Origin of the sequence: Collinsella sp. LCP19S3_B6 (genome assembly GCF_052121815.1) — a bacterium.
Classification (GTDB): Bacteria; Actinomycetota; Coriobacteriia; order Coriobacteriales; family Coriobacteriaceae; genus Collinsella.
In genome coordinates this window covers 12,721-33,346 of the sequence record NZ_JBQKDN010000016.1, presented here as the reverse complement: position 1 = coordinate 33,346, position 20,626 = coordinate 12,721, and the positions used below count along the sequence as shown (strand labels likewise).

Annotated in this window: 15 protein-coding genes and 1 tRNA gene; 6 read left to right on the top strand and 10 right to left on the bottom strand. The window is 60.4% G+C overall.

The window, feature by feature from the left end; genetic code table 11:
• Positions 1 to 24 precede the first annotated feature (24 nt).
• Entirely contained in the window at positions 25 to 1,485 is a 1,461-nt protein-coding gene (pyk, locus tag ACTQWD_RS06795) for a pyruvate kinase (protein WP_427793920.1), read from the top strand.
• Between the two features lie 202 nt (positions 1,486 to 1,687).
• On the opposite strand, the gene ACTQWD_RS06790 is transcribed toward pyk, so the two are convergent.
• From ACTQWD_RS06790 to pheS, 6 genes are all read right to left on the bottom strand, one after another.
• Positions 1,688 to 2,536 carry a hypothetical protein gene (locus tag ACTQWD_RS06790; protein WP_441559597.1) on the bottom strand — a complete coding sequence of 283 codons (849 nt, stop codon included), beginning with the start codon at positions 2,534 to 2,536 and terminating at the stop codon, positions 1,688 to 1,690.
• A gap of 79 nt (positions 2,537 to 2,615) precedes the next feature.
• Positions 2,616 to 3,386, bottom strand: coding sequence for an energy-coupling factor ABC transporter ATP-binding protein (locus ACTQWD_RS06785; RefSeq protein WP_441559596.1), 771 nt, complete (start codon positions 3,384 to 3,386; stop codon positions 2,616 to 2,618).
• Between the two features lie 44 nt (positions 3,387 to 3,430).
• Positions 3,431 to 4,267 (bottom strand): energy-coupling factor transporter transmembrane component T, encoded by an 837-nt coding sequence (locus tag ACTQWD_RS06780; RefSeq protein WP_441559595.1) that lies wholly within the window; start codon positions 4,265 to 4,267, stop codon positions 3,431 to 3,433.
• Complete coding sequence (gene cbiM / locus ACTQWD_RS06775; protein WP_441559594.1) at positions 4,245 to 5,330, bottom strand: cobalt transporter CbiM; 1,086 nt, start codon at positions 5,328 to 5,330, stop codon at positions 4,245 to 4,247. Before cbiM ends, ACTQWD_RS06780 begins: the two co-directional genes overlap by 23 nt.
• A 246-nt stretch (positions 5,331 to 5,576) precedes the next feature.
• Positions 5,577 to 8,030: a phenylalanine--tRNA ligase subunit beta gene (pheT, locus tag ACTQWD_RS06770; RefSeq protein WP_441547242.1), complete on the bottom strand. Its 2,454-nt coding sequence runs from the start codon at positions 8,028 to 8,030 to the stop codon at positions 5,577 to 5,579.
• Positions 8,031 to 8,211: 181 nt separating this feature from the next.
• Positions 8,212 to 9,288 carry a phenylalanine--tRNA ligase subunit alpha gene (gene pheS, locus ACTQWD_RS06765; RefSeq protein ID WP_441559593.1) on the bottom strand — a complete coding sequence of 359 codons (1,077 nt, stop codon included), beginning with the start codon at positions 9,286 to 9,288 and terminating at the stop codon, positions 8,212 to 8,214.
• 505 nt (positions 9,289 to 9,793) lie between these two features.
• Between pheS and ACTQWD_RS06760 the strand changes: the two genes are divergently transcribed.
• Positions 9,794 to 11,368 (top strand): carboxypeptidase M32, encoded by a 1,575-nt coding sequence (locus ACTQWD_RS06760; RefSeq protein WP_441559592.1) that lies wholly within the window; start codon positions 9,794 to 9,796, stop codon positions 11,366 to 11,368.
• A gap of 205 nt (positions 11,369 to 11,573) precedes the next feature.
• On the opposite strand, the gene glmM is transcribed toward ACTQWD_RS06760, so the two are convergent.
• Positions 11,574 to 12,905, bottom strand: coding sequence for a phosphoglucosamine mutase (gene glmM, locus ACTQWD_RS06755; RefSeq protein WP_154517601.1), 1,332 nt, complete (start codon positions 12,903 to 12,905; stop codon positions 11,574 to 11,576).
• Between the two features lie 82 nt (positions 12,906 to 12,987).
• On the bottom strand, positions 12,988 to 14,010 hold the full coding sequence (locus ACTQWD_RS06750; RefSeq protein WP_441042259.1) for a DMT family transporter: 1,023 nt from the start codon (positions 14,008 to 14,010) through the stop codon (positions 12,988 to 12,990).
• A 290-nt stretch (positions 14,011 to 14,300) separates the two neighbouring features.
• On the opposite strand from ACTQWD_RS06750, the gene ACTQWD_RS06745 reads away from it, so the two are divergent.
• Positions 14,301 to 14,375, top strand: a tRNA-Val gene (locus tag ACTQWD_RS06745).
• Positions 14,376 to 14,920: 545 nt separating this feature from the next.
• On the opposite strand, the gene ACTQWD_RS06740 is transcribed toward ACTQWD_RS06745, so the two are convergent.
• Entirely contained in the window at positions 14,921 to 15,934 is a 1,014-nt protein-coding gene (locus ACTQWD_RS06740; protein WP_441559591.1) for a hypothetical protein, read from the bottom strand.
• Positions 15,935 to 16,321: 387 nt separating this feature from the next.
• Between ACTQWD_RS06740 and ACTQWD_RS06735 the strand changes: the two genes are divergently transcribed.
• Complete coding sequence (locus ACTQWD_RS06735) at positions 16,322 to 17,008, top strand: DUF5710 domain-containing protein (RefSeq protein ID WP_441559590.1); 687 nt, start codon at positions 16,322 to 16,324, stop codon at positions 17,006 to 17,008.
• A gap of 55 nt (positions 17,009 to 17,063) precedes the next feature.
• Here the strand turns inward: ACTQWD_RS06735 and ACTQWD_RS06730 are convergent, their stop codons facing one another.
• Positions 17,064 to 18,569, bottom strand: coding sequence for a Sau3AI family type II restriction endonuclease (locus tag ACTQWD_RS06730; protein WP_441559589.1), 1,506 nt, complete (start codon positions 18,567 to 18,569; stop codon positions 17,064 to 17,066).
• A 148-nt stretch (positions 18,570 to 18,717) separates the two neighbouring features.
• On the opposite strand from ACTQWD_RS06730, the gene dcm reads away from it, so the two are divergent.
• Both dcm and ACTQWD_RS06720 read left to right on the top strand, forming a co-directional pair.
• A complete protein-coding gene (gene dcm, locus ACTQWD_RS06725) occupies positions 18,718 to 19,980 on the top strand; it encodes a DNA (cytosine-5-)-methyltransferase (protein ID WP_441559588.1) in 1,263 nt (420 codons plus the stop codon).
• Positions 19,981 to 20,105: 125 nt separating this feature from the next.
• On the top strand, positions 20,106 to 20,597 hold the full coding sequence (locus ACTQWD_RS06720) for a hypothetical protein (RefSeq protein WP_441559587.1): 492 nt from the start codon (positions 20,106 to 20,108) through the stop codon (positions 20,595 to 20,597).
• The last annotated feature ends 29 nt before the right edge of the window (positions 20,598 to 20,626 follow it).

Here is a 20,626-nt window from a genome sequence, read left to right as displayed (position 1 = left end):
AGACGATGTCAGATGGAGGTCTGAATGTACAAGCGCACTAAGATTGTATGCACCATGGGTCCCGCCTGCGATAGTGACGAGACCATCCGCGAGATGATCAAGGCGGGCATGAACGTCGCCCGTTTTAACTTCTCGCACGGCTCCTACGACGAGCACCACGGTCGCATCGAGCGCGTCCGTCGTATTTCCAAGGAGCTCGGTATGCCCGTCGGCATCCTGCTCGACACCAAGGGCCCCGAGGTCCGCACCGGTCTTCTGGTCGACGGCAAGAAGGTTGCCGTCAAGACCGGCGACAAGATCGTCGTCACCGCTCAGCCCACGTCCGAGGATTTCCACGGCACCGCTGAGCACATCTCCCTCGACTACCTGGCTCTGCCCTCCGAGGTCGAGAAGGGCTCCCTCATCCTGATCGATGACGGCCTGGTTGCTCTCGAGGTCGAGTCCGTCGACGGCCAGGACATGACCTGCGTCGTCAAGAACGACGGCCTGATCGGCGAGCGCAAGGGCGTCAACATGCCCAACGTCAACATCTCGCTGCCCGCCATCACCGAGCGCGATCGTCAGGACATCCTCTTTGGCCTGACTGAGAACATCGACTACATCGCCGCTTCCTTCATCCGTGACGGCGAGTCTGTCCGCGGCATCCGCGAGCTTTGCCGCGAGAACGGCGGCGAGCACGTGACGATCTTCCCGAAGATCGAGTGCGCCCTGGGCGTCGAGAACTTCGATGAGATCCTCGAGGCTTCCGACGGCATCATGGTCGCCCGTGGCGACCTGGGCATCGAGATCAAGCCCGAGCTCGTTCCGCACATCCAGAAGGAGATCATCGCCAAGTGCAACGCGGCCTACAAGCCCGTTATCACCGCTACGCAGATGCTCGACTCCATGCAGCAGAACCCGCGCCCGACGCGCGCCGAGGTTGCCGACGTTGCTAACGCCATTTACGACGGTACCGACGCCGTCATGCTGTCCGGCGAGTCCGCTGCCGGTAAGTACCCGGTCGAGGCCGTCAAGATGCAGGCCAGCATCGCTCTCGAGACCGAGAAGTACCTCCCGGCTCACGCTCCGCTCGAGGTTCCGACCGATGCTCACGGCACCCGCGTCGTCAACAACGTTGTGGGTATGTCCGCTGTGAACATGGCCACCACCGTTGGCGCCAAGTGCATCACCGTGCCGACGACCACCGGCCGTACCGCTCGCCTGATCTCGCACTTCCGTCCCAACATGCCGATCTGCGCGTTCTCCCGCCACGAGTGGGCCGTCCAGCAGATGATTATGTACTGGGGCGTTATCCCGCACAAGGCCGAGATTACCCAGGGCACCGTCAACGGCACGATCGTCAAGGCGATCGAGACCGCTAAGGAGCTCGGCTACGTCGAGACCGGCGATTTGACCGTCGCTACCGCCGGCGATCCCCGTATGAGCGTCCAGCTTGAGGACAAGGTCTCCTCGACCAACGTCGCCTACGTCGCTCAGGTGCGCTAAATCGCACTTGCAAGCACATTTGCATTAAAAAGGGTCCGGAAGGCTTCGCCTTCCGGACCCTTTTTAAGACCTACTTCATATGCCGCTTCATCGATTTGTGTTCAGTCGCGAACCTTCCCGATGCCAAGCGCACCACCAAAGACGCCCTTCGACGGAAACTGTTGGTCAATTGGGATGAACAGTTCACCGTTACGTCAGCCGGCTAGCAGCTAGCGACCAGAGGGACTGCGGGGACGTCAGAAGCGGCAACGCGGGCGGCAAAACCCGCCTCGGTTAGCTCGACGACCTCGGTAAACGTTGCGTCAAAGAATTCTTCGGTCAGCAGACGGTACGGCGGATGATCCGGATCGCCGGGGTTTTCGCGCACAATCTCGTGCATAACGCCAATGGTCTTGAGCACATACTCTTGTGGAATCGAATACTGACCAAACTGGGCCGCCGCGGTATAGAGGCGATCGGTCGCACGCGGGATAGAAACGATGCCGAGCGTCTTGCCAAACCAGTCAAAGTCTCCCTGCTTCTTAATGCGGAACTCCTCGCACGGCTTGCCGCCGCGCTCCTCGAGATATTGGTTCACGCGCGTGTTCCACACGGTATCGGCCACCAGATGCGACCAAACGCCCAGCGTCAAATCGAGCAGCGACTGCGCCACGTCATCGGGCGCGAGCGAAAACTCGGCGGCGCCGGGGCCGTCAACCGGCTCGGCGTCTTTGTAGCGCTGCGGATAGTGCACCCGATTGAGCCTTTCACGCTCTTCGACAATCGAGGTCGCTGCAGCCGGCGCACCCGCCGGCGCACCTTTAAGCAACGGCGCCACATAGGTGTCCCAAAACTCATGCTCGCGTGGCTTAGGAATGGGCTCGGGCTTGGCAAAGTGCGTGATGCGATACGGGATGGGGTCGGCAATACCGGGAACCATGTACCCCACAAAAATGTCCGGAACCACGCTGCCAAACAAAAAGGCATTGCGGTCGCGCACGTTATCGGCAAGCGCGCCGGCACGCGCCAGAAGTCGTTCCGTCTGAGCGATATGAATATTCCAACTTGGCATAGCTACCCCCGTAAAAATCCGGATAACTATACCATTCGCAGCAAGTCACGTGCGCGGCCGCAACCCCACTATGCGGCAACTATTCTGCTGCACCGTTTTCGGTTCCATATGACGGCACGGGAGCCTCGACCACGTGGTGATGTCGATCGATATAAATCGCACGGGCCCCAAGACGTCGTACTAAATCCTGATGATGCGTGCTCATCAAGACCGTCTTACCGGCAGCAACATAAGCCAGTAGAAAGTTGACCACGATGTCGCAAGAGCCCTCGTCAAGTCCGTTGGTAGGCTCGTCGAGCACCAGAATATCGGGGTTCATCGACACGACGGCAGCCAGCGCCACACGCTTCTTTTGCCCACCCGAAAGCTGATAGGGCGAAGCATCTACCAGATCGGCAACCTGAAACAGCTCCATGGCATCACGGACGCGGCGCCCGAGCTCGTCCGCCGAAAGCCCCATTTGAGCCGGGCCAAACGCGACCTCCTCGCCGACCGTGGCGCAAAAGAGCTGTGCATCGGCGTTTTGGAACACGAAGCCCACGCGCTGATGGAACCGCTGGGCTGTCGCGGAATCCTTGAGATATGCCGCATCGACCACATGTCCATCAAACAGGTACGTACCCGCATCCGCAAGCTCAAGCCCGTTGATAAGCCGCATGATCGTCGTCTTGCCGCAGCCGTTGGGTCCAAGCAGCGCAACCAGCTCACCGCGATTAATCTGCAGCGACACGTTATCGACCACCGTATGGCCCGCATAGGAAAACACCACGTCACGAAACTCGATGAGCGGCGTGGCCTTGGCGCCGGCAGCACCGCTCGCACCCATCGCACCATTTGTATCGTTTGCCAAAACGTCGCCCTTCCCTGTTCACATCGACGGCTTGACCGCCCGCGCTACAGCACCGCGCACAACACGGCGAGCAGCACCACAACGGCCGCATAGACCGCGTCGCGCCAGCCAAATCCGTTCCGTGGAGGCGCCGGATATGCGCCGGCAAAACCGCGGCAAAGCATAGCCTCGTCCATCGCGCGGCTGCATTCCATCGCCTTGATAAAGGTCATGCCCATGATACCCGCAATCGAATCGGTACGCGAAAATCCTGCAGGCGCGCGGCCCACACTGCGAAGCATGACCGATTCGCACAGGTCGTGCGCCGTGCGACCCAGCACCTCGATGTGTTTGAGCGCCATATCAAACGTAAAGATAACCTCGTCGGGCAGGTGCAGCATCTTAAGCGCCGCCGACATGCGACTCCAGGTAAGCGTCCACGAAACGCCCAGCACCAATGACACATTAACAAAGGTCTTGAGCGCAATCTTGAGCATGGCGTCCGTGGCAGAAGCACCCAGCAGCAGGGCAGGCAGCGCCAAAACCACGGCAAACCCCGCGGCAGCCAACGCCGGTACAAAGGTCGCACGTAGCCCGTGTACGGGGCGCACCGCAACGAGCACCAACGCGATCGCTGTCATCAGCATCAAGTACAGCGGGCTCTGCGTCAGGCATACGCACAGGACGCAGACGAACATCCCCACCAAACGCACTGGCGCCGAAACGGCAGAAAGGGCGCGGTCGATAATCGACCCGCCCTTATGCACGCCGCCACCTAGGCGAACCCGCTCAAGGAGGCTCGCCAGGTGCAGGACATTCTTTTGCATCACACGATGCCGAGCCCCCGCGGGCTCATAACGCTGCTCGGCCTCAAGCCAGCTAGGCAGCTCGACCGTCGCCATGGGCTCCGCTTTCCTTGACCGTTAGCGAGACCAGACGGAATGCGATGGTGAGCACCGCCACGCCAATCACGCCCGAAAGAATATACATCGCGGCCTGGCCGGCAAAGCCAAGGCCCTGCTCCTCGGAATAGGCCTGCAGATAATCGCCCGTGGGCAGGGCATCGGCAAAGGTCGGGGTATCGAGACCGACCGAAGTCTGCAGGCTGTCGTCACCAGCCTCCTGAACGGCGGTCGCGGCGCCCTCAGCGTCCCACTCGCCCCAGGCGTCACCCGTGGCAAGCAAGCCGAGCGGCGTGGCCACGACAAGCACGGCGACCAGGATGAGCGTGGGGACCAGCGAGGTCTTCTTGGCAGCAGCGCCCTCGGCAGCAAGCTGGCCATCGGCGGCCTCGGGCCCGACGATAGCGCTCGGAGCCGTCTTCTTAATGAAACCGTAGATGGCGGCCGTCGCCACACCCTCGACCACGCCGGCAACCAGCATATGCGGGATCATCATGGCAGGGATTGCAATAGACAGCGGGAAGGGGCAGTACAGCGGCGCGCCCGAAGCGTTGGTAAAGAACATCGGCTGAATACCAAACTCGATCGCCGTGCACAGGGCCGCCAGGCACAGGCCGACCCAGCCACTCACCGCAGCGGAGACCGCGGTGCCCCATCTCTTGTCGTGTAAACGGCTGTTGAGCGCACGGAACACGATAGCGGCGGCAAACGGCAGCACGAAGGCCATGTTAAGGCAGTTGGCGCCAAAGGACAGGATGCCGCCGTCGCCAAACAGCAGCGCCTGCAGCGCCAGCGCGACCGAAACCGCGATGGCCGCGGCCTCCGGGCCCAGCAGCAGCGCGATGAGCGCGCCGCCGACGGCGTGACCCGTGGTACCGCCGGGCAGCGGCACGTTGAACATCATGAGCAAGAAGGAGAACGCGGCGCAGATACCCAGGAACGCCATGTGCTCGCGATCGAGCGTGGCGCGCACCTTTTTGATGCAGTGAACCCACACAGGGACCATCGCCACTGCCATGACGGCATCGGTCTGCGGGGACAGATAATTATCTGGAATGTGCATGTACGCCTCCCGGTTATCGGCGCACAGAATTACAACGCCGCTTAAATCACCTTGCCAGTGTTACGTATTGTCAGATTCGTAACACGCCACGGGCTATCATAGCAAAACGGCGCACTGCCGACAAAGCAGCACGCCGTTATGCAATGCGCGTGTCATATATGCAGGCTCAGCAGTGCCTTATACCGAGGATAGCAGTCACGTAAGGCTCGGCAGCAGCCACCGCTGACCCATACCCCAGTGCAGGACCTAGCCGCGGACCTCGCCGTTTACGCCCTTGCACACCTTGGTGACGATCTTCTGGTGCGCTTTTTCGACCTCTTCGCTGGTAAGCGTGTGGTCGTCGGAGCGATACGTAAGCGCAAAGGCCATGGACTTCTTGCCCACGCCCACGCGGACCGGATCGCGGTAGACGTCGAACAGACGCACACCCTCGAGCAGCTTGCCGCCGGCGCTGGTAATGCGGCGCTCAAGGTCCTCGCAAGTCACGGAGTTGTCGACCACGATAGCAAGATCGTGCTCAACAGCCGGGTACTGCGAGAACTCGCGGTAGTTCTCCTGGTTGCGGGCGCCCTTGATCAGCTTGTCCAGGTCGAGCTCAAAGGCAACGACGACCTCGTCGATACCCATGGCCTCGCGCGCCTCGGGGTGGATCTCGCCGACCCAGCCCAGCACGGTGCCGCCAGACAGAACCTCGGCGGCACGGCCCGGCTGCAAGAAGGCATAGCCCTCGCCCTCGACGGGACGGAAGCGAACCTTCTCGATGCGCAGCTGGGCGAGCAGCTCCTCGACGATGCCCTTGCCAAAGAAGAAGCGCAGCTTGCGGTACTTCATGTTCCAGGACTGCTCGCTCCACTGGCCCGAGAGCACGCCCGCCACGGACTTGGTCTCCTTGGGCAGGCTGGCGTTCTCGCGGCCGTGGAACAGGCTGCCGACCTCGTACAGGTGCACGTTGGGCGTGCCATGGGCCTCGTTATAGGCCACAGACTGCAGCAGGCCCGGCAGCAGCGAGCGGCGCATCTCGGTCTGCTCGGCCACCAGCGGGTTCATAAGTACCACGGGGCAGCCGCGGCCCTCGGTGGACATGCCGATCTTCTCCAGGTCGCCCGGGGCGGCAAAGCCAAAGGTCGTGGTCTCGTTGAGGCCGCAGGCGCGCAGGATCTCGCCGACCTTGCGGGTGAGCTTCTGCTCGCGGGTCAGGCCACCGATGTGGTTCTTGGCAGCCGGGATGGTCGCCGTCACGCGGCCCATGCCCCACAGGCGCAGGACCTCCTCGATCAGGTCGATCTCGCGCGGCAGGTCGGGGCGGAAGCTCGGCGGGGTAACCATAAAGTCCTCGCCGTCGCGCTCGACGGTGCAGCCCAGGCGGGTGAGCGAGCGCTCGATAAAATCGGGCTCGATGTCGGCGCCGCAGATGGCGTGCACGCGGGCCAGGCGCAGCTTAATGCTGTCGATGGTCTTGGGCGCGGGGAACACATCTACGTAGCCGGGAGCGACCTCGCCGCCGGCGATCTCCTCGATGAGCGCGCAGGCAACATTGGCCACATCCACGCAGCCGGTCTCATCGACCTGGCGCTCAAAGCGGATGGAGGCGTCGGAGATCAGCGACAGGTCGCGGCTGGTGTGCGAGGTGCGGCCGGCGTCGAAGCAGGCGCTCTCGACCATCACGTCGACGGTGTCGTCCTCGATCTCGGAATCCATGCCGCCCATAACGCCGGCCAGCGCCACGGGACGCTCGCCGTCGGTGATAAGGCCCATGCCGGCGTCGAGCGTGCGCTCCTCGCCGTCGAGGGTCGTGAACTTCTCGTCCTGCTGGGCGGCGCGAACCACCACGCGGCGCCTGCCCTCGCGCTCGGCAAAGGTGTCCAGGTCAAAAGCGTGCAGCGGCTGACCGGTGAGCATCATCACATAGTTGGTGATGTCGACGATGTTGTTGTGCGGACGCACGCCCAGGGCGTTAAGGCGCTTGACCATCCAGTCGGGCGAGGGGCCGACCTTCACGTTGCGCACAATGCGGGCGACATAGCGGTCGCACAGGCCCTCGTCGGCGATCTCGACCGAAAGCTCGTCGTCGGTCGCGCGGCCGGTCTCCGCCTTGATGGCGGGCAGCTCAACGTGGAAATCGCGATCGAAAATGGCACCGGTTTCGCGGGCCATGCCAATCATGGACAGGCAGTCGGGGCGGTTGGGCGTGATCTCGCAGTCGAGCACGGTATCACTCGAGCCCACATACTCGGCAAACGGCATGCCGCAGGGCGTATCCTCGGGCAGGATCATGATGCCGGAGTGGTCGCCACCCAGGCCGAGCTCGCGCGCGGAGCAGTTCATGCCCATGGACACGACGCCGCGAAGCTTGCTCTTCTTGATCTTGACGTCACCGGGAAGCACGGCGCCGATCATTGCCGTGACGATGTGGTCGCCGGCCTCGAAGTTCTGCGCGCCGCAGACGATCTGCAGCGGGGCGGGATTGCCGTCGGCGTCGAGGTTCTTGTCACCCACGTCGACCGTGCACACATACATATGGTCGCTATCGGGGTGCGGGGTCTTGGTGAGTACCTTGGCGGTCACCACGTGGTCGAAGGACTCGCCCACGGTGTCGATCGCCTCGACCTCGGTGCCGGTACGGATATATTCGTCCGAAAGGGTCTTGGGATCCTCCGGAATATCGATCATGGTCTTGAGCCAGTCGTAAGAAACACGCATCTAACTGGTCTCCTTTCATCTGTAACGTCTGCAATAAACAGACGGAAAACTCCAGCTACGGAGACGGGTTTCCGAGGTGCCGCAGATTGCCCCGAAAGAGGAGCGCCGCGTACTTGGGTACGCAAGCGACGGTTTGAGGGGCAAGGTGCGGTGGCTCGGGAAGCCGCCGGGACAGGTCAACTTAAAACTGATTCAGGAAACGCATATCGCCTGTCATGAGCGTTCTGAGGTCGGGCAGGTCGTAGCGCAGGGCCGCGACGCGCTCGGCGCCAATGCCAAAGGCGAAGCCGGTGTACTTCTCGGGGTCGATGCCGCAGTTGATCAGGACGTTGGGGTCGACCATGCCGCAGCCCAAGATCTCGATCCAGCCGCTGTGCTTGCAGAAGTTGCAGCCCTTGCCGCCGCAGACGTGGCAGCTCACGTCCACCTCGCAGGAAGGCTCGGTGAAGGGGAAGAAATGCGGGCGGTAACGCGTCTTGCGGTCCTCGCCAAACATGCACTTAACAAAGTAGTCGAGCGTGCCCTTAAGATCGCCAAAGGTGATGCCCTCGTCGACGACCAGGCCCTCGATCTGGTTGAACTGCGGCAGGTGACAGGCGTCGGCCGTGTCGGGACGGTAGACGGTGCCCGGGCAGATCATGTAGATGGGCGGCTTCTGCGACTCCATGGTGTGAATCTGCACGCCCGAGGTCTGGGTGCGCAGCAGCACGTCGGACTCGCCGTGGGCATGCGCCTCGGGGTGCGCGACGCTGCCGGGGTTGTTGTCGACCACATAGAAGGTGTCGCGGGCCGAGCGGCTCGGGTGATCCATGGGGGCGTTGAGCGCGGTGAAGTTGTAGTAGGAGGTATCGACCATGGGACCGGACTCGACGGTGTAGCCGATACCGCTAAAGATATCCTCGGCCTCCTCGATGATCTGCTTGATCAGGTGCTGGTGGCCGATCTGCGGACGAATGCCCGGCAGCGTGATGTCGACGGCCTCGTGCTCCAGTGCGCGCTTGAGGGCGGCGGCCTTCATCTCGGTGGTGCGCTCGTCGAGCATGCCCTCGATCAGCTGGCGCATCTCGTTGGCACGCTTGCCCATCACAGGGCGATCCTCGGGGGCGAGCTTGCCCATCATGCGCATCAGGCCGGTAATACGACCCTTGCGGCCGAGCAGCTCAACGCGCGCAGCCTCGAGCTTGGCGGCGTCGTCGGCGCCTGCGACGAGCTCCTTGGCCTCTTCCTCGAGTTTGACCAGATCATCAATCAGACTCATGTCTTCCCTTTCGTCTCTCGCGTTCCCCGCTCGCCATGACGACTGCCGCCGTCTGGCGTTGCAAAAACGCGGCCCGGTTCGGTAACAAAAAACCGTCCTCGGGCATGTGCATTGCCCAAGGACGGTTGAATTCCGCGGTACCACCTTGTTTGACCCGGCGGATGTCTGGCCCGCCGTGCCCACTCTGTGCCCCTTATCGCGAGGCTCACGGCTTCCCTACTGGGGCTTCGCCGCCGCTGGCCGCGCGCCCGTTGAGGTTGCTGCTCGGGAGTGAACGCTTGGCCCTTGCCACCGCAGGAAGGCTTGCAGCCCATGACCTTCCCTCTCTTGCCGGCGACGCGGCGGGCAAAACCCTCTCCGTCAACGCATTGGGCTATAGGATAACACATTCTGCGAGCATATCGCCGCGTTCCGTTTTGTTCGCACTGGGTACAAGGTAGGTAGCTGTGCAAACTGGCCGCACGCCCACCCGTGGCGTCCGGTCTGCGAGATCAAGGATATAGGTATGGGAAAGAAACTCGATAAGAAAGCCAAGGCCGCCGTGGCCAAGGCCTCTAAGAACGCCAAGGCGGGCAAGGGCATCAAGAAGCTCCGCAAGCTCGAAGGCAAACTATGGACCCGCGAGTACCTGCTCAAGATTGCCGAGTTCGATGGCGCGACGATTGCCCCCGCCAACGGCGCTGCGGCCCGCGCCGATGCTATGGGCACCCTTGCCGGCGAACATCACAAGCTCCTGACCAGCAAAAAGTCCGTCGAGCTTGTAAGCTCGCTGGCACACGAGACCGTCGCCGGCGGCAAGATCGACGACCCGCAGCTGCTCGACGAGATCCGTGTGCTCGGCCGCGACCAGCGCGAGGCAAGCGTTATCCCTACTGAGGAGGCCGAGGCCTGGACCAGGCTCACCTGCAAGGCCGACGCCGTGTGGCACAAGGCCAAGACGGCCAACGACTGGGCGAGCTTTGAGCCCTACGTGGATAGAATCGTCGCCCAGCTCAAGCATCAGGCCCAGCTCATGGACCCCAAGCGCGACCCATACGATGTTTGGCTCGACCAGTACGAACGCGGCCTTTCCGCCAAGAGCTTCGATGCGTTTTGTGACGAGGTCAAGGCCACCGTCGTGCCGCTCGTTCACGCCATCGGCGAGCGCGGGCAGCAGCCTACTGCCGACTTTTTGCACGCGCATGTGCCCGAGGCCGCCCAGCGCGCCATGAGCTTCGACCTGATGAAGCTCGTCGGCCTTAACCTGGACGACACCACGCTCGCCTTTACCGAGCACCCGTTTAGCGAGGGCTTCTCGGTGGGCGATGCGCGCATCGCCACGCACATCTACGAGAACGACTGCATCTCCAACGTCTATAGCATCATCCACGAGGCGGGGCACGCCATGTACGAGCTGGGCGTCAATCCCGCTTACGCGCGTACGTGTCTGGAGGGCGGCACCTCCATGGGCATTCACGAGAGCCAGAGCCGCTTTTTCGAGAACACCGTAGGCCGCAGTCGCGCTTTTATGGGCCCGCTGCTCGAAGTGCTGCGCCGTCACGCGCCCGAGGTCTACGGCAACGTGGACGAGGACACGCTCTACCACGCCGTGAACATCGCTCAGCCGTCGCTGATCCGTACCGAGGCCGACGAGCTCACCTACCCGCTGCATATTATGGTGCGCTACGAGATTGAGCGCATGCTGTTTGCCGGCGAGGCCACGGCCAAGGACATCCCCGCGCTTTGGAATCGCTTTATGGACGAGTACCTGGGCATTCCTGTTCCCGACGACACGCGCGGCTGCCTGCAGGATACGCACTGGAGCGGCGGCTCGTTTGGCTACTTCCCCACGTATGCGCTGGGCAGCGCCTACGATGCCATGTTTGTGCCGGCCATGTGCCGCGACGGTGTCGACCTTAACGGCGCCTGTGCGAGCGGCGACCTGACACCCGTCCGCGCTTGGCTGGGCGAGCACATTTGGCAGTGGGGCCGCGCCAAGGACGCGCCGGAGCTCATCAAGGGCGCGTGCGGTATGGCATTCGATGCCCGCTACTACTGCAGCTACCTGCAGGACAAGTTCACCACGCTGTACCAGCTGTAAGGATTGACCAGCACGCCATCGCCAACGCCAACCATGTTGACGTCGATGTCTTGGCAACGTCAGCGAAAACGGCCCCAAGCGAGCAAGGTGACGTGAAATGAAAGGGCGCTGACCTTCTGGTCGCGCCCTTGAAATTGAACGCCAGATTGCCGCTTGGGGTCGTTTGCAGCGTCGAGCAGTTACGCGGTTTGGTAAAACCGCGTAACTACAGAGCTTCGAGTGCAGCGGCGATGCGCTTCATGGCGGCGTCGGCGGCGTCTTGGTCGGGGGCCTCGGCCAAAACGCGAATCACCGACTCGGTTCCGCTCTTGCGCACCAGCACGCGGCCCTCGCCCGCCAGCGACGCCTCGGCCTCGGCAATGGCGGCCTGCACGCCCATGTTGCCCAGCGCAGCATCCTTGTCCGCCACGCGTACGGCAACCTGCGCCTGCGGCAGCAGCTTACACGGCACCGCGAGCTGCGAAAGCGTCTCGCGTTCGGCACGAATCACTTCCATCACACGCAGCGAGGTCATAATGCCGTCGCCCGTACGCTCGATATCGCCAAAGATCGTATGGCCCGTCTGCTCGCCACCCAGGCTGTAGCCGCCCTCGCGCATCTTGGCATACACGTGGCGGTCGCCCACGCCGCTGGTCACGGCACTCAGGCCGGCAAGCTCCAGCGACTTAATCAGGCCAAAGTTGCTGGCGATCGTCGGCACCACGGTACCGCCCGAGAGGCGCCCGTGCTTGTTAAGATACACGCCGCACACGTACAGAATCTGGTCGCCGTCGACCACGCGGCCGCGCTCGTCCACGGCCAGGCAGCGGTCGGCATCGCCGTCGTAGGCAAAGCCCACGTCCAAGCCTTGCTCCACCACATGGCGCTGCAGGCGCTCCATATGCGTAGAGCCGCAGTCGACGTTAATGTTAAAGCCGTCGGGTGCGGCGTTAATCACGCGCACATCGGCGCCGAGCGCATCGAACACCGGCTTGGCGACAGAGGACGCCGAGCCGTTGGCGCAGTCAATGCCAATCTTGACGCCCTGCAGCGAAAAGTTCGCGCTTGCAATGAGCGAGGCAATGTAGCGGTTGCGACCCTGCATGTAGTCAACCGTGGCGCCAATGTGGTTGCCCGTGGCCAGCGGCACCTCGCTCTTGCCATCGATGTAGTCCTCGATGAGCTCCAGCACGTCCTCGTCCATCTTAAAGCCGTCGCTGTTGACCAGCTTAATGCCGTTATCGCAAAACGGGTTGTGGCTCGCACTGATCATGATGCCGCAATCGAAGCAGCCCTCCACGGTCTGGTGCGCCACGCCCGGCGTAGGAATCACATGCAGCATATAGGCGTCTGCGCCGCTCGCAACCAGACCGCTCACCAGCGCCGCCTCGAACATGTAGCTCGAACGACGCGTGTCCTTACCCACGATCACGCGCGCCTTGGCCCCGCGCCTGGCGCCGTAATACCAGCCCACAAAGCGGCCGATCTTGTACGCGTGCTCCACGGTCAGCCCAACGTTGGCCTCGCCGCGAAATCCGTCGGTGCCAAAGTACTTCATAAGAGGTCCTTTCCGTAGACAAAGGCGCGCCGCCAAAGCAACGCGCCGCCAGCCCATTATCCTTTAATAGCAACCGCGGGGGCTACACCGTTAAAAACATCATTACGATAATCATGGCAAAGCCGATAAGGTCGGTCGGCAAAAATACCGTGCCCAGCATAACGGCGCTGGTAATGGTTGCCGAGACCGGCTCCACGGTCCCGATGAGGCTCGCGCGCACCGAGCCGATGTCCTTGACGCCCTGCATATAGAGCATGTACGCCAAAAACGAGCCCACGACCACAAACACCGCGAGCGCCTCGACGCCGGCGGCATCGAGCGCCGGCATATGGGCCCAAGGCTGCACGATAGTGCAGGTGACGATACCAGCCGTGAGCATGGCTGAGCCCGTAACGATGGGGCTGCCGTATTCTGGCAGAATTTTGGCGGGAATCACCGCCATGCAGGTGGCGCTCACCGCGCACATAAGACCCGCCACCAGACCGAGCGGCGAGATGCTCAGGCTCGTGGGGTCGCCGCCGGTGGCGATCAAAAACGTGCCGCCAAGGGCCAGGCCAATACCGATAACCTCGCGCATGCGCGGTTTGCGGCAATCGGTGATGCAGGTATATCCCATGATGATGACCAGCTGCAGGCACTGAAGGACCGTCGCGGTTCCGGCGTTGGTCAGGCGCACGGCCGAAAGATAGCAAAACTGGTTGAACAGCAGGCCAAAAGCGGTAAAAAGCAGTAGTTGCTTACGGTCGGCAGGCGTGGTCCAGAGCTTGACCAGACGCTCGCGATCGCGCGTGACCACCACGGCCATAAAGAGCAGGCCGGCGAGAATCTGTCGTATGCTCATAAGCCACAGCGTATCGACATGGTAGGTATCGAACAAAAAACTCGCGCTGGTGCCCGAGAAGCCCCAAAACGAGCCGCCCACGAGCGTAGCCAACATGCCCACGATCATCTTGCGCGTCTGGGCGTCGTTGAGGCGGTCGCGCCATGCACGGCGGGTGCTGCGGCTGAGCTCATCGGTGCCCTCGGGCACATCAATGTTCGATATATCGGTCATCGGCACCGAAGCCCCTGCGCCTTCGACCTGCTCGACACGCTCTTTGCTCATCCCGCTCCCCCGAAACAGCCTGGAAACAATTCGGCTTACCTTACCACGGCGAAGGCACCAGCTGGGGGCTTGTCCGCTTATCGGTAGGACAATTCCGCAGACGTCTCTTCCATGGTTCGGCATCGCAACGGCTTTGCATTATGCGACAGCCAAATCACGGCAGCGAGCTCTTTTAAAATGGGCGCGACAAAGCCCTTTGACTCCATAACGTTAGCGATTTTAAAAAATATTCTTGCCACCGAGTTCAAGCTCCGTTATATTATCCCTTGCGCACTTGCGCACCCTTGATCGGGCGTTTAGCTCAGGGGGAGAGCGCTTCCCTGACACGGAAGAGGTCAGAAGTTCAAATCTTCTAACGCCCACCAAATGTTCGCAGCCCAGAGGCTATACCTCTGGGCTGTTTTGTTTTATCTGCTAAGCCAAAAGGGCGCCGTGGCACCCAAAACCGCTTCGGCAGCTCCAATAACCATCCCAATCGAGGCTGATACCGCCTCTACATAACCGGTAATCATCCCGGCAGACCCCAAATTGCTTCGGTATCGCCGGCAATTACCCCTGCCACACCCAAAGTCGCCCAGACAACCCCGGCGACCGCCCCAACCAGCCCCAAAATCACCCAAACAGCCTTGGCGACCGCCCCGATCTGGCCTTCGCAAGCCTCGCGGCCACATCCGGACAGCCTTCCCATAACCAGGTCTAATACTTTTCCCGAGAAGTGAACGACCTTATTTGGACCCCCGAAGCATCCACACTTTTTACAGCCAAAACCGCAGGATTCCAATGGTAAAACCGCAGGAAATAAGCCACCAAAAGTGTCGATGTTTCGGGGGTCCGTTTTGACTCGTTCACTTCTCGGGAAAAGTATTAGACCTGACAATGAGACCCTTGGTCCCATGCCCAGCAACCGCCCCTACCAATGTTGACGCGACTCGATTACGGCCTGCCAAAGCTTAAACCGCTTCGCTTCGACGCGCTTGAGGGCAAAGTATCGCTGCTCCTCGCTCATGGGCTTGTTAAAAATGGGTCGCTTGTTCCGATGCAGCTTCCGTCGGATGCGTTCGCACAGCCGGATGAGCTTGTCGTAGTCATTTGCCTGCTCAGTCGTCACGGTGAAGTGTGCCACGCCGCTCAACAGCTCCAACTCGTTGCGGCGCTCGGCATCCTTGTAAATCTTCTCGCGTCCGTCATGAATGGCATCGCTGTCGTAATCGACCATCGCGGTCAGCACCTCTGGCAGCAGCCCGGCCTTTACTTTATCCATGCCCACCTCGACTTTAGCCGTAAGCGTTATGTCGGGTGTGCGCTCCAACACGCGAAGCTTGTGATCGCGTCCGTCATTGTATCCATCGCGAATGAAGACCTTCTTGTTAAGTTCGGCCTTGCCCAATGCATACCCGCCGTAGCGCGCAGGCAGCGACATAAACATGCAGAGCCCCGACTCCCTCGGAGAGCGCGACCCCTCGATCACATATGCAAGCAGCGCCTTTGCCTTCGCGATACCCCTCACCTTGGGTGACTTCTCGATATACGCCGCGATGAGCTCCTTAGTCGTGAGCCTGCTATCGCGCATGCCCGCATCCCTGCCTGTTACCCCACCGGGAGCAAGGTTATCCAGCCGGTAATCCGATGTCATCGCATAGCCGGCATAGACGGCCGCCGCCATATCGCCATCGTGCACAGCCTGCAAAAACGCCAGCTCGGGAGAGCACACATACGCATCAAGGTCGCCCATCCAGTGGCCCAGCGAGATAAACGAACCCGCCGGGAGCTCGTTGGTGCACAGATGCGTCTTAACATGCTTGCTCTGCCGACGGCCGGCGCGCGACGGCACCAGCAAATCCAGCGTTTCGATCCCCAGGTCATAGCGATCGATAACCTCCTGCGCTTCTTGATCCAAGAGCGCACAGGCGCCTGCAATCGACACGACCTCTGGCTCCGAATCCCCAAAGCGAGGGTTCGGCATGTGCGCCAACAGCGCCAATGCGGCATTATGTGAAACGATAAAGTACCTCATGGCGCGAAGATAGCACGCACGCCGGCGGCGGCTGGCGGTTCTGTTAAGTTTCCGGTAAACGACCGGCGGTTTTTTCGCCGAGGTGCGCCAAAGTGTTCATTCGCCGATGCCCAAACCGCAATCCGTCAAGCTTTTGGCAAGGTTGCCGCTCAACTGGCCAAAAGCCGACCATCTACTTGCCCGTTTATCCAAGGCGTAACCAACCAGTCCGCACCGCGGCTTCTCGGCAAAACGCCACAACGTCCACACCCTGCGGTATCCTTGAACCACTTACACCTGAGGCACCAAGGAGCCACCATGCGCACCGAGCTCGATGTTCCCTTTTCGCGCAAAGAAGAAGCCAAGGCGCTGGGCGCCAAATGGGACCGGACCAAGAAGATCTGGTATGTACCCAGCGGCGTCAACCCCGAGCCCTTTGCCGAGTGGCTGCCCGGTGTTGACCGATCCGACCCCTCTGCGCCGTATATATATCTAGTACTGGGCAAGCGCGAATGCTGGAAATGCCACAAAGAGACCTCGGTCGCGGCCTTCGGCATTCCCTATCGAGCCGATGACGGCGAGGGCATCGCCATCGCGCACGCACCCAACAAGGCCGGGCACATTGCCATCGACACGACCAATGCCAACGCGCTCGCCATTGTTCCCGCTCTTGGCTGCGTCCCGGGCGAGATCCGCGACTATCTTTCTAAGCGCTGTGGCTACAAGCCCGTAGGCGCGCGAGCCTCCAAAGCCCCGTCACTCGGCAACACGTGCACCAGTTGCGACGCGCTGCAAGGCAGCCGCTATCTGTTCGAAGAACCCACGTCCCCGTTTGCCCTCACTGCCATCAACAAGCTGCCGGCACTGGAGTTTGTGCGCGTCGAAGTTGCCGGCGTCTTTGGCGTCCCGGCCACGCGTACCAATTTTGACCAGGCACTCTTTACCTGGGCACGCGACCATCACGCCAAGTTCCACAAGCAACTCGGTGAGGGAATTTATTTGTAGAGACGACATCGAGGTATCAAGGAGCAGGGGCTGATTGTTAAATGATCTCGAAACGCTACAGCCCCAGAATATGCTCCAGGTAGCCCTTGTTGAACCAGAACGATTGCTTCGTCATCCAGCGCCCGTCGGGCAGTTCGTAAGCATTCCTTGCGATGTCACCGACCTCTGTTCCATCGGCAAACTTGTAAGCCGCTTTTGACGTATGTGGACGAACGTGAACAATTGGGTTGTCCGCCATACCGGGCAGATTGTTAGTCACTTTGAGCTTTCCGCTCGCATCCCGATATGGATTGAGCTCAATGCCCTCACGTATTACCTTTCGCGTCTCATCCCAACAAGCTTTCGCAGGGCCTTCGATTTCGTTTTCTCCCATCGCCCAGAACAAACAACGGTCGAGACGCAGCACGCCATCGTGGTCCTCGCGAAACACAACGAAGAAGAAACGATTGGTCTCAAGGCACACATGAAAAGGGGACGTTTCCCAGTCTTCCTCGATCAAACGCATGAACTCAAACGGCGGGAACGACATAGCCTGCTCGATGTGCCCCCTGTTGTTAACTCGAACAGTTCGAACGGAAATCCCTGCCTTGACGAATTCCTCGGCAGCATTGTTTTTGATTCCGAGCATACGATAGACGAGCGTTGTCCACTGCGCCTTATTGCCCGTGTACTCCAACCCGTATTGCTCCGCAATCTGGCGATCAGTTTCGCCATAGTGTTGCTCGATAAGTCCAGTTACGTAACTTTCGAAATCGATAGACTTGCCATCGTCCTGAACAATGCTCTCCCCGACTCGCGGAGCACCGAGGACATAAGTGTGGAGCACATAGTCCATATACGAGCGCTTGAGGGAAAAGGCGCGACGCTTTGCGCGATGGTGCTCAATCTCACCCGTATCGGTATTGAAGTACTCATAATACTGGTCCGCCCACATCGTGGCCTCAGTTGCGCCCTTCGTGCAAGCACCCAGATAAGTCGTCATGCCTTCTGAAAGCTCGTCCGCACGGCCATCCTGAATATAAGAAATGATCTTCTCGTAGTCGGCGCGAATGATTTTCATATCCTCTTCGGGCAGTCGAACCATGACCGCACGCTCAATGCGCTGGTCGTATTTGTCGATAGAGCGATCGCGGCCGTAGTAAATCAGCAGGATATTGCTGAGCTTGGTCTTGAGATGCGAGCTGTCGTAGTCGAGCGAAACGGGACGATCGTAGGGAATCATCGTCAAGACAAGACGTTCACCGGCAGATTTACGACCGTCTTTAAGTACGTCAAAACACGTTGCCTTGAGCTCGACACCAGCCTCGGGAAAGTCCGGCCGGTCGTCGCTGTTGGCCTTGTAGCCAAAGTAACGCTCCTCGATCAGGGTTCCCATACCGCCCTTGTACTTCTTGGACCCAAAGTCCTTGGGCGCGCTCTCCCCCTCCGGAGCAATGCCAAGCTCAAGAATATCGCGAAACGTCATCCCGTCGAGATTGGCAGCATAGCGCTCGATGCTTGAGGGGTCAGAAAAATCAGTATCGTCAAGCATGCGCTTGAAATCGAGGTGCTTCTTGGACATGGCAAATCCTCTCGAAATAAGACACGATCTAATATGTATGCTACTGTAAATTCGGGTTATACCGTGAAGATCCCCTGGGGATCGTCCATTTGCAACCCGATTTCTGTACCCTTGATCTTTGCATTTGCAGCGATTTGGGGGAGTGAGTATGTCAGAGGTCAAAATCGCCGAGCTTTTTGCTGGCGTCGGCGGATTTCGTCTGGGCCTCGAAGGCTATGCCGACCCTCGTTATCCCAATTTCTATATGAAACCAGCCGGCCCCTTCCGCACCATTTGGGCAAATCAGTGGGAACCGCCCGGAACCAAGGCGCGTCAGTTTGCGGCACGTTGTTACATGGACCGCTTTGGCGAAGATTCCGTTGTCAACGAAGATATCAATAAGGTCTTGGAGCAGGCTGAAGCCGGCGAAATTAAAATCCCCGATGTGCAAATGGTCGTCGGTGGCTTTCCCTGCCAAGACTACTCTGTCGCGCGTCCTCTCAATCAGGCGCACGGCATCGAGGGCAAGAAGGGTGTCCTCTGGTGGGACATCTATCACTTCCTCGAGATGAAGAAACCCAAGTTCGGCCTCTTCGAAAACGTCGACCGCCTGCTCAAATCGCCCGCGTCTCAACGCGGTCGCGACTTCGCCATTATCCTAAGCTGTCTTGCCGACCTCGACTACACGGTCGAATGGCGCGTGGTCAACTCTGCCGAATACGGTTTCCCCCAGCGTCGCAAGCGTGTTTATATCTTCTGCGAAAAGGACACTGGCAGGGTTGATCTCGTTGATCGCATGCACAACGGCGTCATGGCTAAAGCCTTCCCCGCCATCTATCCCGACGAGATGTCCGAGCTCGACGTTTTACCCGACCCCTACGAGAACTCAACTCGTTTTGGCGTCGGCCAGAAGACCTCTCAATTCAAGAATGCCGGCGTCATGCAGGGCTGTCATGTTCTGACCTGCGACTTTGCCGAAGACTATCACGGTGAGCGCCACGTGCTTGGCGACGTGCTTGTCGACGAGGCTGATGTCCCGGAGCAGTTCTACATCTCCGACGAAAAGCTTCCCGACTGGCGCTACCTTAAGGGCAGCAAGCGCGAAGAGCGCACTAACAAAAAGACAGGCTTTACGTACACGTATTCCGAGGGAGCCATGAGCTTCCCGGATGCCACCGACAAGCCGAGCCGCACCATCCTCACAGGAGAAGGCGGCACGGGAGCGAGCCGCTTCAAGCACGCCATCGAATGTCCCGATGGCCGTTTCCGCCGTCTTGTTCCCGACGAGCTCGATCAGCTTCAGGGATTCCCGAAAGGCTGGACCGATACGGGCATGACTGACGGCCATCGAGCCTTCTGCATGGGCAACGCACTCGTCACCGGCGTGCCCCACCGTATTGGTGAAGCTATGGTCGAAGTGTACGGCCTCTAAGGCAAGCAATCCGGAGCCGGCAGTTCACGCTGTCGGCTCCGTTTTTCCATCCCACTCCCCTGTATACTGATGTAGCACGTGTTTCATCCGGGCTTGTTGGGCCGTATTGTTCATGGGAGGGTCTTATGGCTGCTTCGAATCCGCCTAAGGGAAGCGTTTCTTCTTCGTCCATCAGGCCGGTGACGCGCAAGGCCGTGCGCTGCCAGCGCGAGGTCGCTTGGCTTGTCACGCAGGCGGCGGGCAGGCTTGTGGCGACCACTCAGGACGTCAATGCGCCTACGCCGAGCTTTGTGTTAGCGGCGGCGCTGGATTTTGTGCGCCAATTGGAGCTTGCCGCACAGGATGCCAGCGGCCACCTCGACTACCAGAATGTTATGGCGCCCGACCTGCAAACGTTCTGCCACATGGCCAAGTTGCCCGCCGCGCCCAATGCGCTTTCGGACGCAGGCTACATGTTTACGCTTTCGGGCGCGGACCTTATCCGCGATATCTACGCATACTGCAGCGAGCTCACCGAGCGCCACGTCTTTGACGCGGCAGAAATCAAACCGGGATATGCCATCAAGCTGGTTCTTAGGCTGTTCTTGATGGATGGGTTCGGGACTATGCCAGCGTAAGCCGGATTTTTAACTTCGCCGTCGACTGG

Bases quoted from the DNA above. Each gene is read 5' to 3' on its own strand.
- pyk (WP_427793920.1), top strand. From the start codon at position 25: ATGTACAAGCGCACTAAGATTGTATGCACCATGGGTCCCGCCTGCGAT.
- ACTQWD_RS06790 (WP_441559597.1), bottom strand. From the start codon at position 2,536: ATGCCAAGTTGGAATATTCATATCGCTCAGACGGAACGACTTCTGGCG.
- ACTQWD_RS06780 (WP_441559595.1), bottom strand. From the start codon at position 4,267: ATGGCGACGGTCGAGCTGCCTAGCTGGCTTGAGGCCGAGCAGCGTTAT.
- cbiM (WP_441559594.1), bottom strand. From the start codon at position 5,330: ATGCACATTCCAGATAATTATCTGTCCCCGCAGACCGATGCCGTCATG.
- pheT (WP_441547242.1), bottom strand. From the start codon at position 8,030: ATGCGTGTTTCTTACGACTGGCTCAAGACCATGATCGATATTCCGGAG.
- pheS (WP_441559593.1), bottom strand. From the start codon at position 9,288: ATGAGTCTGATTGATGATCTGGTCAAACTCGAGGAAGAGGCCAAGGAG.
- ACTQWD_RS06760 (WP_441559592.1), top strand. From the start codon at position 9,794: ATGGGAAAGAAACTCGATAAGAAAGCCAAGGCCGCCGTGGCCAAGGCC.
- glmM (WP_154517601.1), bottom strand. From the start codon at position 12,905: ATGAAGTACTTTGGCACCGACGGATTTCGCGGCGAGGCCAACGTTGGG.
- ACTQWD_RS06750 (WP_441042259.1), bottom strand. From the start codon at position 14,010: ATGAGCAAAGAGCGTGTCGAGCAGGTCGAAGGCGCAGGGGCTTCGGTG.
- ACTQWD_RS06735 (WP_441559590.1), top strand. From the start codon at position 16,322: ATGCGCACCGAGCTCGATGTTCCCTTTTCGCGCAAAGAAGAAGCCAAG.
- ACTQWD_RS06730 (WP_441559589.1), bottom strand. From the start codon at position 18,569: ATGTCCAAGAAGCACCTCGATTTCAAGCGCATGCTTGACGATACTGAT.
- dcm (WP_441559588.1), top strand. From the start codon at position 18,718: ATGTCAGAGGTCAAAATCGCCGAGCTTTTTGCTGGCGTCGGCGGATTT.
- ACTQWD_RS06720 (WP_441559587.1), top strand. From the start codon at position 20,106: ATGGCTGCTTCGAATCCGCCTAAGGGAAGCGTTTCTTCTTCGTCCATC.